The 14,181-nt window shown below is 70.9% G+C and carries 9 protein-coding genes; 7 read left to right on the forward strand and 2 right to left on the reverse strand.

The genetic code is table 11. The features are described 5' to 3' along the window. The first annotated feature begins 84 nt into the window (after nucleotides 1–84). From Pla163_RS15425 to Pla163_RS15455, 7 genes are all read left to right on the forward strand, one after another. Complete coding sequence (locus Pla163_RS15425) at nucleotides 85–756, forward strand: hypothetical protein (RefSeq protein ID WP_145190478.1); 672 nt, start codon at nucleotides 85–87, stop codon at nucleotides 754–756. A gap of 169 nt (nucleotides 757–925) precedes the next feature. After that, the gene (locus tag Pla163_RS15430; RefSeq protein WP_419186002.1) at nucleotides 926–2,719 is read left to right on the forward strand and encodes a CAAX prenyl protease-related protein; all 1,794 of its coding nucleotides are present in this window, start codon (nucleotides 926–928) and stop codon (nucleotides 2,717–2,719) included. 117 nt (nucleotides 2,720–2,836) lie between these two features. After that, nucleotides 2,837–4,045: a sugar transferase gene (locus tag Pla163_RS15435; RefSeq protein ID WP_419186003.1), complete on the forward strand. Its 1,209-nt coding sequence runs from the start codon at nucleotides 2,837–2,839 to the stop codon at nucleotides 4,043–4,045. 93 nt (nucleotides 4,046–4,138) lie between these two features. Further along, entirely contained in the window at nucleotides 4,139–5,734 is a 1,596-nt protein-coding gene (locus Pla163_RS15440; RefSeq protein WP_145190487.1) for a hypothetical protein, read from the forward strand. 13 nt (nucleotides 5,735–5,747) lie between these two features. Next, on the forward strand, nucleotides 5,748–6,761 hold the full coding sequence (locus tag Pla163_RS15445; RefSeq protein WP_145190490.1) for a glycosyltransferase family 2 protein: 1,014 nt from the start codon (nucleotides 5,748–5,750) through the stop codon (nucleotides 6,759–6,761). Between the two features lie 145 nt (nucleotides 6,762–6,906). Then, complete coding sequence (locus Pla163_RS15450) at nucleotides 6,907–8,892, forward strand: hypothetical protein (protein WP_145190493.1); 1,986 nt, start codon at nucleotides 6,907–6,909, stop codon at nucleotides 8,890–8,892. Continuing rightward, a complete protein-coding gene (locus Pla163_RS15455) occupies nucleotides 8,889–11,114 on the forward strand; it encodes a hypothetical protein (RefSeq protein ID WP_145190496.1) in 2,226 nt (741 codons plus the stop codon). The genes Pla163_RS15450 and Pla163_RS15455 overlap by 4 nt, the downstream gene beginning before the upstream one ends. Here Pla163_RS15455 and Pla163_RS15460 read toward each other — a convergent pair. Both Pla163_RS15460 and Pla163_RS15465 read right to left on the reverse strand, forming a co-directional pair. Beyond that, the gene (locus tag Pla163_RS15460) at nucleotides 11,105–12,625 is read right to left on the reverse strand and encodes a hypothetical protein (protein WP_145190499.1); all 1,521 of its coding nucleotides are present in this window, start codon (nucleotides 12,623–12,625) and stop codon (nucleotides 11,105–11,107) included. The two genes, Pla163_RS15455 and Pla163_RS15460, sit on opposite strands and share 10 nt — an antisense overlap. Beyond that, nucleotides 12,625–14,112: an oligosaccharide flippase family protein gene (locus Pla163_RS15465; protein WP_145190502.1), complete on the reverse strand. Its 1,488-nt coding sequence runs from the start codon at nucleotides 14,110–14,112 to the stop codon at nucleotides 12,625–12,627. The genes Pla163_RS15460 and Pla163_RS15465 overlap by 1 nt, the downstream gene beginning before the upstream one ends. Nucleotides 14,113–14,181 lie beyond the last annotated feature (69 nt).

Raw genomic sequence — 14,181 nt, forward strand, 5'->3', positions numbered from 1 at the left:
ATACCGCTCATCCGCCGCCCACAGGGATACCTTCCGATAGCCGCCCCACCATCTCCACCCCGGTGGGGCCCAGCACCACTCCACATGACCACCTCGCCCACCAAGCTGCGCCTCCCGGTCCTCCTGGCCGGTGCCCTGGCACTCGGCACCGTCGCGGTGCAGGGCTGCGGACTGGCCGGCTCGCCCGCCCAGGCCGCCATCGCGGTCTCGACCGGCGCCCCCGGCCTCGCGTCCAGTCCGGGCGCGGCCGCCCCGGTCCCGTCGGCCACCGCCCCCGATGCGCGGGTCCAGGACCCCGACGTGCCCCCGCCCGCCCCCGTGCTGGCCCTGGGTTCGGGTCGCGCGTCCGGTGGCGCGCCCCAGGTCGATCCCCGCGTGCTCTCGATCCCGTTGGCGGAGCGCTTCACCCAGTCCACCTCGGGCGCGTCCAACCCCGGCACCCGCCCCGGTCCCGCGGACACCCCGATGACGGGCATGCTCGCCGCGGTCATGACCCAGGGCGATCGCGTCGTGCGCAGCTCGCAGAATCCCCCCATCGTCATCCCGCCGCCCCCGGGCGGTGAAGAGGAGGAGGAGTGCGGCGAGGGCGAGGTCTGCCCCGGCCCCATGGACCCGGTCGATCCGGTCGATCCGCCGCCCCCGACCGGTGTGCCGGAGATCGACGCCAACCTGCTCGGCACGGGCCTCCTGCTGATGATCGGCGGCGCCCTCGTCCTGAGCGCGCGGCGTCGTGAAGAGGACTTCCTCGAGGCCTGATCCACGGCCGGACCCGAGTTCGACTCGATGCGCGGCGCGCCTCCTTCCGATGAAGGAGGCGCGCCGCGAGTCGTTCCGGGGCCGCTGCGACCGTCCCACGACGGCGCGCAGCGGTCCCCGAGACGCTTCGCCCAAGGCCCCGCCCCGTCGCTCGCCCCAACCAGTCTCCGTGGCCCACAGCCAGTCCCTCGATCGGTCGACGTCGCCGTCCACCGCGAACGCTCAAGCGCGCTTCACCGCGTTGCTGGCGGTGCTGCTGTGCGAAGCCCTGCTCGCGCTGCGGATGATCGACACGAGGTCGCTGATCGGGCACGACCTGTGGTGGGTCGAGCCACTGCGCAGCCTCAGCCACAACGTGCCCTGGGGCGCGTGCATCGTCGCCGCGGTCGGGTTGCTCGGTGCGGGGCGTTGGCGCGCGGCGTTCGGAAGGCTCTTCGAACACGAGCACGATCGGGAGCACCCGTTCGAGCGCGGCGCGAGGGCGCGGGCCGCGGTGGCGCACGTGCTGTGGGCCGGCGTCTTCACGGCGCTGTCGCAACTGGTCCTCGCCGGTGGTTCGACGCTCCCGCTGCTCGACGCGGTGCTGCCGCTCCTGTGGGGCGCGGCCGGGATCCTGGCCCTGTGCGGCGCGTTGCTCGCGACCGCGCCGGCCCGAGCCTGGCGCGCCGCCGGAGCACCGCTCGTCGATGCGCTCGCAGGTGGAGCGGTGATCGGCTCGACGCTCTTCTGGCTCGGCTTCTGGATCGACGGCAACTACTTCCTGTGGGGCCCGCTCGCGGACGTGACGCTGCGCGCATCGGCGGCGATGGTCGGCCTCTACACGGACGGCGTGTACCTCGAGGAGAGCACGCGCATCCTGGGCACGGAGTCCTTCCGCGTCATCGTCACGAAGTACTGCTCGGGACTCGAGGGACTGGCCCTGTTCGGACTGTTCTTCGGCACGTTCCTGGTGCTCGCGCGGCGGCGACTGCGCCTGTCCCGCGCGCTGTGGCTGATGCCGGCCGGACTCGTGCTGGTGTGGGGCTTCAACGCGGCGCGCATCGCGGCCCTGATCGCGCTCGGACACTTCGTCGACCCACAGCTGGCCGTCGACGCGTTCCACACCCACGCGGGCTGGCCGCCGTTGATCGCGGTCGCGCTCGGCTGCGTGTGGATCGCGACGCGAGTGCCGGCCTTCCGGCCCCGGTCGATCGCACTCGCAGGCGGTGAAGCGGCTCCGACCGCGGGCGTCGCGAGCCCGACTTCGAGCACGTCGTCGAGTCCGTCCCCGAACACGGTCGCCGCTCTCGCTCCGTCGCCCGTCGCGACGCGCCGCGACCCGGCGACCACCGCCTATCTGGTGCCGCTGCTCGCCGTCGTCGGCACCGGACTCGTCGCCGGCGCGTTCCTCGACGAGGGCGCGACGTCGGCTCCGGCGCGGGTCGCGGTGGCGGCGCTCGTCCTCGCGTGCCTGCGCGGCGCCCTGCCGCGCATCGGCGGCCTGCGGGGCTTCTTCGACGGCGCACGGCAACTGCACGTCTGGCTCCTGGCCGCGGCCTGCCTCGGCCTGTGGATGGCCGTCGATCCAGCGCAGGGCGCGGGCGGCGCGCCACCGGCCTGGCTAGACGGGGCTTCGCTCCTCGCGCGCAGCGGCTTCTGGATCGCGGCGGCACTCGGGTACGCGGTGGTGACGCCGCTCGTCGAGGAGCTCGCGTTCCGCGGCTTCGTGCAGCGCCGACTCGTCTCCGCCGACTTCGAGCGCGTCTCGTACCGAAGGCCCGCGCCGCTCGCGGTCTTCGGCTCGGCCCTCGCGTTCGGACTGCTGCACACCTCGATCGTGGGCGGCGTGCTCGCGGGTGTGCTCTTCAGCCTCGCGGCGGCTCGGCGCGGCCGGCTCGGCGATGCGGTCTGGGCCCACGCGCTGGTCAACGGGGCATTGGCGGTGATCGCGGCGACGACCGGCGACTGGGGCTGGTGGTTCTGAGCGCGGAGCGGACCGACCACCCGGGGAATTCGACGATTGGGTTCGGGTGACGCGGCCCGCCGATCCGATCCACCCGGGGCGCCCGCTCCCTCCTCAGGGCGTCCAACAACCATGAAGGTGTCCCCGCCCCTCTGGCACTGGCTGCCGGGCTCTCGGCCCGAACTGCCCAGTGTCGCGCCCATCGGCGACTTCGAGCGCTTCTTCCAGCGTGAACGCGCGCTCGCCGAACGTGGCGCGCGCAACTTCTCGCTCGTCGTGTTCGAACCCGCGAGCGAGGACGCGCGCCCGATCCTGCGACTCACCCGGGCGATCGCGAAACGCCTGCGCGAGTCCGACGTGCTCGGACGCCTCGATCGGACGCGCTTCGCGGTGATCCTCGCCGCGACGGACGCGAAGGGCGCGTGGATCTTCGCCGACCGCGTGCTCGGCGACCTGGCGCGTCAGTACCTGCCCGCGGACGTGCGCGTATACAGCGACCAGGACACGCTCGGTGAGCAGAAGGCGCCCGCCCGCCGCCGCACCGACAGCTTCGACGGCACGCCCGGCGTCAGCACCGGCCTCCCGGAGCACATCCTGCCCGAAGCCATGGTCGCCGAACTCACGCGGCTCGTCACGGATGCGCGCGACGCACTGGCCGGCAAGCCCGACGGCCCGGCCGACTCGATCGCCGCCGTGCGCGAGGACCTGGGTCGCGAGGTGCACGACATCGAGGACTTGTTCCTACAGCCCACGCCGCCACTCAAACGCGCGCTCGACGTCGTCGGGTCGCTCACGCTCTTGACCGTGCTCTCGCCGGTCCTGCTTTCGATCGCGTTGGCCGTGCGGCTCTCGAGCCCCGGCCCGATCCTGTTCCGCCAACAGCGCGCCGGCGTCGGCGGCCGTCCGTTCACGTTCTACAAGTTCCGCTCGATGTACGTGGACGCCGAGGCACGCAAGCGCGAGCTCGCCGGCGACAACGAGGCCGACGGTCCGGTCTTCAAGATGAAGAACGACCCGCGCGTCACGCCGATCGGACGCGTGCTGCGCCGCTTCAGCCTCGACGAACTGCCGCAGCTGTGGAACGTCTTCGTCGGCGACATGAGCCTGGTCGGACCGCGCCCGCCGACGCTCGACGAAGTGCCGGCCTACGCGCGCTGGCACCGCCGCCGCCTGCAGCTCAAGGGCGGTCTGACGTGCCACTGGCAGGTCAGCGGGCGCAGCGACGTGTCGTTCGAGGAGTGGATGCGCATGGACGCGCGCTACAGCCGCGAGGTGCACATCGGCACCGACCTGAAGCTGCTCGCACGAACCGCGAAAGCCGTTATCTCGGGCAAGGGCGCCTATTGAGGCCGACGGGTGCGAGCAGGTGGAACCCGGGCGAGGGCCGTCCGGGTCCAACGGCTCCACCCTCACCGCCCCGCGACGCAATCCTTCACTTCGATGAGAGCTCTCGCCCTGTTCGCCACCGCCTCCGCGCCGCTCGCGCTGGGTCTCTACGCCCTTCTGCCGACCGCCGCCGACGCGCGGCAGGACCAGGTCGTCACGGCGCCGCTGCCGCCCGGGCCGCACCCGGCGCCGCTGGCCGTGAACGTGCCCGAACTGCACTACTGGGCCGCGCAGCAGGTCTATTCGAACCTGTTCAAGCAGGCGTCGCGTTGGCACCGGGAGGATCTCTCCACGTGGGCCTGGGACTCGGGTCCGCCGCTCGCTCTGGACGAGGACGGCTGGGTCACCGAGCTGTTGCCGAACCAGGCGGCGAGCGTGCTCATCGCGCGCGGGCCGGACGGACTGCTGGCGGCCGGCACCTACGAACTGCGCTGGGACGGGAGCGGCACGTTCCAGATCCAAGGCGATCCGACCGTCGTCGCCACCGAGCCGAACCGGATGGAGCTCGCGATCGCGACGCCGAGCACGTCCGGCATCCAGCTGCGCCTGACCGCGACCGATCCGACCGATCCCGTGCGGAACGTGCGCCTGTTCCCGCCCGGGATCGACCCGGACGACCACGGTCTGTTCCACCCGCGCTTCCTCCAGCTGCTGTCCGAGTTCCGCGCGATCCGCTTCATGGATTGGCAGCGCACGAACGGTTCAGAGGTGCGCGAGTGGTCCGACCGCTCGCTGCCGAGCGACGCCGTGCAGACCGGCGAGAGCGGCGTCTGCCTCGAGCACATGATCGCGCTCTGCAACATGTTGGACGCCGACGCCTGGTTCTGCATGCCGCACCTGGCGAGCGACGACTACGTCGAGCACTTCGCGACGCGGGTGAAGGAGCAGCTCGAGCCCGAGCGTCGCGTCTTCGTCGAGTTCTCCAACGAGGTCTGGAACGGCGGCTTCGCCCAGGCCCAGTACGCGAACCAGCAGGGCGCGCTGCTCGGGCTCTCGGGCTCGGCGTTCCAGAACCAGCTGCGGTGGTACAGCCAGCGCGCCGTCGAGGTCTTCGGCGTGTGGAGCGGCGTGTTCTCGCAGGAACCGGAGCGGCTGGTGCGCGTGCTCGCCGGCCAATCCGTGAACCCGTGGACGGGCCAGGTGATCCTCGAGCACGACGACGCCTGGCAGCAGGCCGACGCGTACGCGGTCGCGCCCTACTTCGGCGCCACGCTGGGGTCGCCGGAGAACGCGGCCGGCGTGCTGCAGATGAGCAGCGAGGAGTTCTGGAAGGCGCTCGACGACAGCGTCGACTTCACGCTCGACAAGGTGGTCGAGAACGTCACGCTGTCGAGCGCCAAGGGGCTTCCGCTGCTCGCCTACGAGGCCGGTCAACACCTGGCGGGGATCGGGGCGTGGCAGAACGACCAGGCTCTGACCGACCTCTTCGTCGGCGCGAATCGCAGCGATCGCATGGGCGCCCTGTACACGCGTTTCCTCGAAGGCTGGCGCAACAGCGGCGCGCACGAGATGTTCCTGTGGAACCTGGCGGACGAACCGTCGAAGTTCGGTAGCTGGGGCCTCCTCGAACGCTCGACGCAGGATCCGGACGAGGCGCCGAAGTTCCGCGCCGTGCGCCTGTTCAGCTCGCAGAACTCGCCCTGGTGGTAGGTAGGAACGCGCCGTGTCCCACGTCCTGATCGTCGTCGTCAACTACCGCACCGCCGAGCTGGTGGAGGACGGACTCGTGTCGATCGCGGCCGAGCTCCGGACGACTCGGAACGACCTGCGGACGGTGATCGTGGACAACGCGTCGGGCGACGGATCGGCCGAACGCCTGGCCGCCTTCGTCGAGAGGAGCGGTTTCGGCGCGTGGTGCGACGTGATCGCGGCGCCGACCAACGGCGGCTTCGCGGCCGGCAACAACCTGGCGATCGAGCCGGCGCTGCGCAGTGACGCGCCGCCCGACCACGTCCTGTTGCTCAATCCCGACGCGCGCGTCCTGCCCGGCGCGGTGGACGAACTCGTCGCGTTCCTCGATTCGACGCCGGCGGCGGGCATCGCGGGCAGCCAGCTGCTGCACCCGAGCGGCGAGGCGCAGGCCAGCACGTTCCGCTTCCCGAGCCTCCTGTCCGAGATCGACTCGGGCCTGCGCTTCGGTCCGGTCACGAAGCTGCTCGAACGCCACCGCATCCTCGCGCCCATCACTTCGGAGCCGAGCCGCACCGGCTGGGTCGCGGGCGCGAGCATGCTCGTGCGCCGCGCGGTGTTCGAGGCGATCGGCCCGATGGACGAGGGCTTCTTCCTCTACTTCGAGGAGACCGACTTCTGCCGCCGCGCCGCCGACGCCGGCTTCGAGTCCTGGTACGTGCCGTCGAGTCACGTGGTGCACCTCGTCGGCCAGAGCACCGGCGTCACGAACGCGAAGGACCAGAACCGCCGCCGCCCGCCCTACTGGTTCGAGTCGCGCCGTCGCTATCTGCGTCGCCACCACGGGGCGCTCGGCGCCTTCGCGATCGACGCCGCGTACGCGACGTGCTTCGCGCTCTGGCGCCTGCGCCGGGCCATCCAGCGCAAGCCCGACACCGATCCGGCGGGTTTCCTGGGCGATCTGGTGCGGCACTCGTTCCGTGGCGGGGCGAGCGAGCGCCCCAGCGAACTCTCGCGAGCGCGCGAGGACACGCAGCGGGCGGCCTGAGAGGCACCCGGAGCCTCGCGGAGCACGAGCCGGTAGCTCGAGTCGCCAAGTCGGGTAGGTCCGGCGGCGTACAGTGCGAACCGCACGCGCACTCCACCCGTTGGAGCCACTGCGCCACGCTCCCGTCCTCCAGTTCGCTCGCTCCATGTTCGATCGCTCGTCGCTCCGTGTCGTCGTCCCCGTTCTGCTCGCACTGCTGGCCACGTCCATCACACCTGGACCACCCAGCGGCGGTGCGACGCCCACTCCGACCGGCCTGACCCAGACGCTCGATCAGGACGCTGAGGTCGACGTTGGGAGCGATCCGGCGAACTCACTGCGCGGCCTCGTGATCGACGCGGCCGGTGAACCGCTCGAGGGCGCCTTGGTCTGGTGCGTGCGGGACGACGACCCCCCGCTCGTCGACTACGCCGAGTACGGACGGCCCCTGCACGTGACCCGGACGCTCGAGGAGCACCTGGCAGCGGCCGAGAACAACTGGCGCGAGTCCGCGACGAAGACGCGTTCGTACGTGACGTCGGCCGATGGACGCTTCGAACTCTCCCCGCTCGAACCTGGGCGCGACTATCGGGTCACGGTCGCGGCCGCCGACGCGGTGACGCACCCGAGCCAGATCGGCATGAAGCGACCCGGCGACGACTTCACCGTCACGACGAAGCAACCGCGCGGCGTCCGCTTGGAAGTGGTCGACGAAGACGGGCGGGTGCCGGAGTCGGCGTTCATCCACATCCGTCGCCGTTCGGGTACGTCGGCCTTTCGCTGGACGCCCGATTCGCCGGTCCTGACGACGACCGAACAGGTCGTGACCATTCGCGCGCTCGTCGGCCAGCAACGCCGAGTCGAGTCGCTGCCTCCGCGCGTGAACGTGGTGGCCGATCTGATGAGTCCGCCCACGCCGGTGGACATGCTGGCCCAGGACGGTGAGACGCTCCGCTTGGTGGTCGGTGTGCGGACCTGGCTCGAGATCGATCTCGATGACCCGTGGCGCAGCTCTGGTGGCGCCGGACGCCGCGGAATCTACGTGGTCCCACTCGCGGACGGCGAGGAGCTCGACCTGGATGCGAACCGGTTCCGAGCGGGAGGCGACGACTGGATCGTCGGCCGCGCCGTTGTGGCACACGACCTCGAGCCCGGGCGGCACGCCGTGGTTCTGCGCGTCGACCACGATCGCGCCGTGCTCGTGCGCCATGTGGACGTGGTCGCCGGGCCGAACCGCATCGCGATCGACGTTCCCGCACCGGATCCCGATCGACATGCCATCGTCACCGCGCTCGACTCGCGCGGTCGCCGTCTCCTGGACGCACGCGTGACTTTGGAACAACTCGTGGACGACTCGTGGCTGCCGGCCGCCGAGGGACTCGCAACGCTTTCGTCCGAAGGGCTGCACTGGGTGCGCGTGGGCGCCATCGATCCGCGCGCCACGCGCCTGCGCGCACTGGTCGTCGACGCCGACCGCGGAATGGCCTCGGCGGAGGGCGATCTCGGTCAGCGCCTCTTCCAGGTCGACTTCCTCGCGCCCGGCTCGCTCACGCTGCAGCTGGACGGCTACGGGGAGAGCAACCTCTCCGGGCGCGAGTCGATCCACATGCTGCTCGTGCGCGGCTCGAACGGCGCCGCCGGCAGCTACGCCCAGATGCGTGAAGTTGGCCGTGGCCGGCGGGCCTTCGTCTCACCCGAGGGCCAGGTGCGATTCGACGGCCTCGCCGCCGGTACGTGGCGACTCGTGGTGGTCTTCGAGACGGCGAGCGCTGGACCGATGGTGGCGCTGGAGGAGACCCTCAAGATCGAACCGGGCGCAACGCCGACCGTGACCACGGACTTCCCGATGGCTGTCCCGGTCGTGCTCGACGGTGGCGAGCGACGTGCGGGCGCGCGTTTCCTGTTCGTCGACGCGGCGCACGAGACTCCGCGCGACGACACCACAGTGATCCGTCACCCCTCCATCGGGAACAACCGACGGGCGACCGTGCTCGTGCTCGACGTGCGCGGCCGCTGCGACCTGGGGGAACTGCCCGAGGGCCGCTACCGCGTGTGTCCGTTGGCGGCGGACGGTCGTGTCCTCGTGGACGACGTGTTCGAGATCGACGTCGTGGCCGGCACCGAGACGATCGCCTGGGAGGATGCCCGATGATCCGTGCAGCGATCCTGGTCGGCGGCCTCCTGCTCGGCGGTGCTGTGGCCTTCTCCACCGTCGCCGTGCAGGACACGACCGAACACACGCTCGAGGGGCGCGTGCTCGACGAGGAGGGTGCGCCCCTCGCCGGGGTGCCGGTCCAGGTCGTCCCCCTGCGAATGCGGAGCCCGTTGCCGGTCGCCGCGCGGATCGGACCTGCTGGAGAGAGCGATGTCGTTCCGCTGGACGACTACCTCGCCCAGGCAGAGCGCTACTGGGAAGAGGTCGACGCGAGCGTGTGGACCGACCGCACCGACCTTGAAGGACGTTGGTCGGTGGACGGCCTGGATGCCGACGCGCGCTACCGGGTAGCGATCGCTGCCGATTTCGGATGGTTCGACGCCGATTGGAACGCGTCCAGCCTGCGCCCGGGAAGGGCGCTCGAGTTGACCCGTTCTCCCACGGTCACCGTCGCACTCGACCCGCGCGACGAGTTGGGTCAGCCGATCTCGAACGCATCGGTATCGATTTCGGCGGAGAGCCCCATGGGACACCGCACGTCGCGCACGATCGACTGGGAGCGCTCGCGGCCCGATGTCGTCGTGCCGGCACGCCCGACGTCCATCCAGGTGCGCAGCACGGCGACCTCGAACCCGCCCTGGAAGTCGTTCTCGGGCGTGCTCAACCTGAAGAGTCCCGAGGCTGGGCAGTCGGTCGCCGTCAGCGTCAGAACGTGGTCCGACGTGGAACTCGACTTCGACGGTGAACTCGACCGCAGCATCCGCACCGGTGTTCTCGTCGCCGCTGTGCCGCTGCCCGACGACCGCGATCTGGCGACCGATCCGATCCGAGCGGAGGAGATTCGCAGCGACTGGAGCCACGGTCAGGTCGCCGAACAGGTCCTCGACCGCGGTCTGCGCGTTTCCGGCCTGGGTCGCCATGCCATCGTGCTCTCGGTCGGCGCGCCCGAGATCCCCGAAGCTCGGTCCGTCGTCTTGGCGCACCAGGAGCTGCGCCTCGACGGTCGCGAACGACCGCGCGTCCGATTCGACGTGGGGACGCGCGCCGAACGCGAGCTCCCCGTCCGACTGGAACTCCCTGCCGGAATCGATCCGGAGACCGTCGCGTTCACTCGCGCGCGTCGCACGGCGGACGGCCGCCTGCACACGCTCGAGCTCGATGTTCCGACACGGACCGGAGAGGACGGGCTACGACTCGTTCAACTGGACCTGCGGACCTTCCTGAACATGCGCTCGGGCGGACCGCGCCCCGACGCGTCGAGCGGAGTAGAGGACGTCCTTCTCGTGTCACACCCGGAGCTGGCGACGATCGAGACGGTGATTCCGGTCGGCGACGAGGTCGTGACCGTCTCGGCGATCGCGCGCGGATCGCTCCTCGTGCAGCTCGAGTGGCCGGGCGAGCCCATCGAGGGCGCGCTCCTCGACGTCGACCTGTCGCGGCGGGTCGGACAGTCTCAGCTGCACCGCCACCACCTCGGAGCCAACCCGAGGACACACACGGACTCGGCGAACCTCGACGACGGGTCGGTCCTGTTCGAGAACCTCGAGCCTGGAGCCTGGTCCGTCCGTGCCACGCTCCGAAGCGTGACTCGCACCGTCCTCACTTCGCTCGGCGAGACCGTCGAAGTGGGCTCCGACCGCACGACGCTGCCGATCCGAGGACCTTCCACCTATCTGGTGCGCTTGCGGTTGCCCGCCTTCGCCGAGCAACTGGTCCAGATCGCTCCGACCGGATCGAACCGTTCGAACTCCGGGCGGCTGAATCCCGTCGCACTCGACCCGTTCGGACGGGGCGTGGCACGCGACCTGCTCCCGGGTCTGTACCGCATCGGGACCTTCGAGTTCAGCGTCCCGACGTCGGAGGTCCTGTGGAACGGGCATCCCCACGATGCGCTGCGCGTGGACGCGATCGAGGCCGGCTCGGTCCTGCTCGACTACGACCTGCGTCCGGGGGATCTGATCGTCGGCGTGAGCGGATCGACGTTCGCGGCCGCGCGGAACGCCCCAAGTGGGCAACGCGCACTGCACGGGCTCGGCTACGACACGGGACCACAGACCGTCAGCCCGGCCCGCAGCGTGACCGACGCCGTGGCTCGAGGTCTTCCGCTGATGCTCGTGCGTGACGGCGAGACCACGGAGGCTGCCTGCGACACGACCTTGGAAGGGGGGATGCTGCGCGAGGGCGACCTCGGTGCCACCTTGACCGTCACCTACCGCTGACCGGGGAGGGCGCTCGGCAGCGCGCGACGTGACGCGGCGACCCGTGCCCGCCAGCGCGCGTGCAGTCGCGCTCCCGGGCCGCCGGCGACGACGACCGGGCGCGCGGTGCTCGCTGCGGGCACCGCGTCGATCGTCGGCGCAGGCACCCTCGTCGCCCTCTTCGTGGTCACCCGGCGCGGCACGCCCGCGTGCACGGCTCGCCCGCACACCGCTCCGGTCGCGACCAGGAAGATCGGATTGACCATCGCGTTGAGCAGGCAGTCGACGGCGAACAGCGCGACCACGAGCGCCAGGCCCGCCCCCACCGCCGCGTCGCCGCGGATCCAGTTCGAGCCGCGATGGGCGCGCAGCCACAGGACCAGCGGCGCGAGCATCAACCACAACAGTCCGAACAGGCCCACGAGCCCGTTCATGTTCAGGTACAGGGTCCACAGACCGTCGGGCACGACGAAGCCGCTCGGACTGCGGTCCCAGGGCACGAAGCCGCGCCCGAAGCCACCCCAACCGAAGAGCGGCTGCTCGAGCGCCTTGTCGGCCAGCAGGCGTTCGGCCTCGAAGCGGTAGTCGATCGACTCGACGCGCTCCTCGGGGAAGCCGAGCGCCTCGAGCCCCTCGATCAGGTGCGAACCGTCCCACACGTTCGTGGTGCGCACGCCCGCGTACACGAGCGGCACGGCCACCAGTGCCCAGGCGATCCCCCGCGTGCCCGTCCGCGACCCGAGCCACAGGAACGCCATGCCGGCGCCCATCCAGACGATCGCGGCGCTCGACTTGCACAGCACCGTGACGCCCGCGAGCAGAACCGCCCACCACAGCATGCGCACGCCGAGCAGCGTGGGTTCGGCGGCACCGCGCCGCGCACCACCGCTCCGCGACTGCGCGTAGGCGACCAACGCGCTCATCGCCATCCACATCCCGAGCATCAGGCCGTGGTGCTGGAACACGGTCGGGCGCCAACCGCCGAAGCGCATCACCTGGGTGAAGCCGCTCGCGTGCGCGTAGAAGCCGAAGACCTGGGCGTGCAGCTGCGGGCTCATCTTGAGCTCCCACAGACACAGCGGCACGTACGCCAGTCCGCCCCAGACGATCGCGCGGCCGAGCTCGACCATGCCGCCCCGGTCCGCGAAGTACAGTCGACCGAACAGGTACGGCGCGCCCCACATGAACACGCGCGCGACGCTGTTCGCGAAGCCGTCGTAGGGACCGAGATCGTTCGCGAGGCTGCTGAAGAACGGCGCCGCGACGACGGCGATCGCGCCGAGATCGACGACGAGCGGCCGCAGCGCGAGCAGACGCGGCAGGTCGAAGAGCACCACGCCCGCCAGACAACCGATCGCGATCGCCGCCGTCTTGTCGAACTCGACCAGCGGCAGGTCGTAGGTCGCGACCGGCAGGAACAGCCAGCCCACGACGTAGGCGACCGCGACGGCCCGGCGCGCTCCGATCAGTGCGAACAGACCGGGAATCAGCGCCGCCCAGCCGAACAGCGTGAGAGGGACGATCGGCCCCATCAGGCCAGACCCACCCGGCGGTACCGCACGACGGTCTGGGCCGTCACGAGTCCGAGCAGCACCGCTCCGAGCCCGATCTCGATCAGCGGCGCCGCGGGACCGGACACGAGGCCCGTGTCGACGAGTTCGCGCACCTGCCACCCCGCGGTGATCACCGCGGCGGCCACGGCGGACGCGAGCAGGTCCTGGCGGCGCACGTCGAGATCGAGGGCGAGGACCACGCGCTGGACGACGAGCTGTTCGATCATCGAACCGATCACGAGGCCGGCCAGGAAGCCGTGCATGCCCGCGAAGTGGAAGCCGACGATCGTGCCGGCGGCGCGCGCGAGGAAGGCGACGAGGTTCACGCCGGCCAGTGCGCGCGTGGCGCCGCGGACGAGCAGGACGCGATCCGAGGTCTGTTTGAGCAGCGCGAACCAACCGGCCACGCACAGCCACTGCGCGATCCAACCGGCGGACAGGAAGTCCTCCGGGTAGAGCGTGCGGAAGAACAGCGGCGCGAACCAGAAGACCGCGAGCAGGATCGATCCGAGCGCCACGAGCAGGGTCTCGCGCTGGCGCAGGAAAGCCTCTTCGAGCGCGCTCGGGTCGCGGCGGTCGTGCACGGCGAGCAACGGGAACTGCACGTTGCCCGACAGGTGTCCGGCGAGGATGGTCGGGATCGACGCGATGGTCACCGCCATGCCGTAGACGCCGAGCAGTCCCAGGCTCTCGACCAGCTTGCCGAGGATCAGGCGGTCGGACTGCAACGCCAGGAACGTGACGCAGGTGCTGACGAAGACCCAGCGACCGAACGTCAGCATCTCGACCAGCGCGGCGCGCTCGAGGCGCAGGCCGTCGCGTGCTCCGGGCAACGCCATGTGACTGCCGATCGCGACGCCCGCCGCCTGGACGACGGAGCCCGCGACCAGCGCCCAGACCGAGCGATCGAAGTAGGCCCAGACGACACAGATCGTGATCGAGAGGACGTGCGTCGAGAGTTCGACGATCGTCTTGCGACCCAGCGCGAGGTCGCGCGTGACCGTGTGCCACTTGGTCGAGTTGAGGCCCTGGAGAACGGCGGTCGCGCAGGCGATGCGGATCGGCCAGACGAGGCTCGGCTCGTCGTACCACCCGGCGAACGTCGGCGCGATCACCCATCCGAGCGCGGCGATCGCGAATCCGCGCAGAGCCTGCAGCGTGAACGCGGTGTGGACGAAGGCTTCCTCGCGACCGCGGCGGCTCTGCACGAGGCACGGGCCGATGCCGACGTCCGAGAACATCCCGATGCCCAGCAGTAACAGCCCGACGAGCACCATCTCGCCGAACACCTCGGGCAGGAGGAGCTGGGCCAGGACGACGTTGCTGAACAGCCGCAGGACGTTCGACGCCGCGTAGCCGCCGACCGTGAACAGCGAACTGCGCGCGACGCGGCGCTCGAGCTCGGGCTGGTCCGGCTCGCCGTCGTGGGCGCTGCTCCTCGGATCCGTGGGCTGCTGGGTGGACATGGGGAACGTGCGGGAGCGAGTCCCGTCCGACTGTTTCGGTCGCGCGGGCCCGTCGCCTGGGGCCTGGGG

The organism is Rohdeia mirabilis (genome assembly GCA_007750655.1).
GTDB lineage: Bacteria > Planctomycetota > UBA1135 > UBA1135.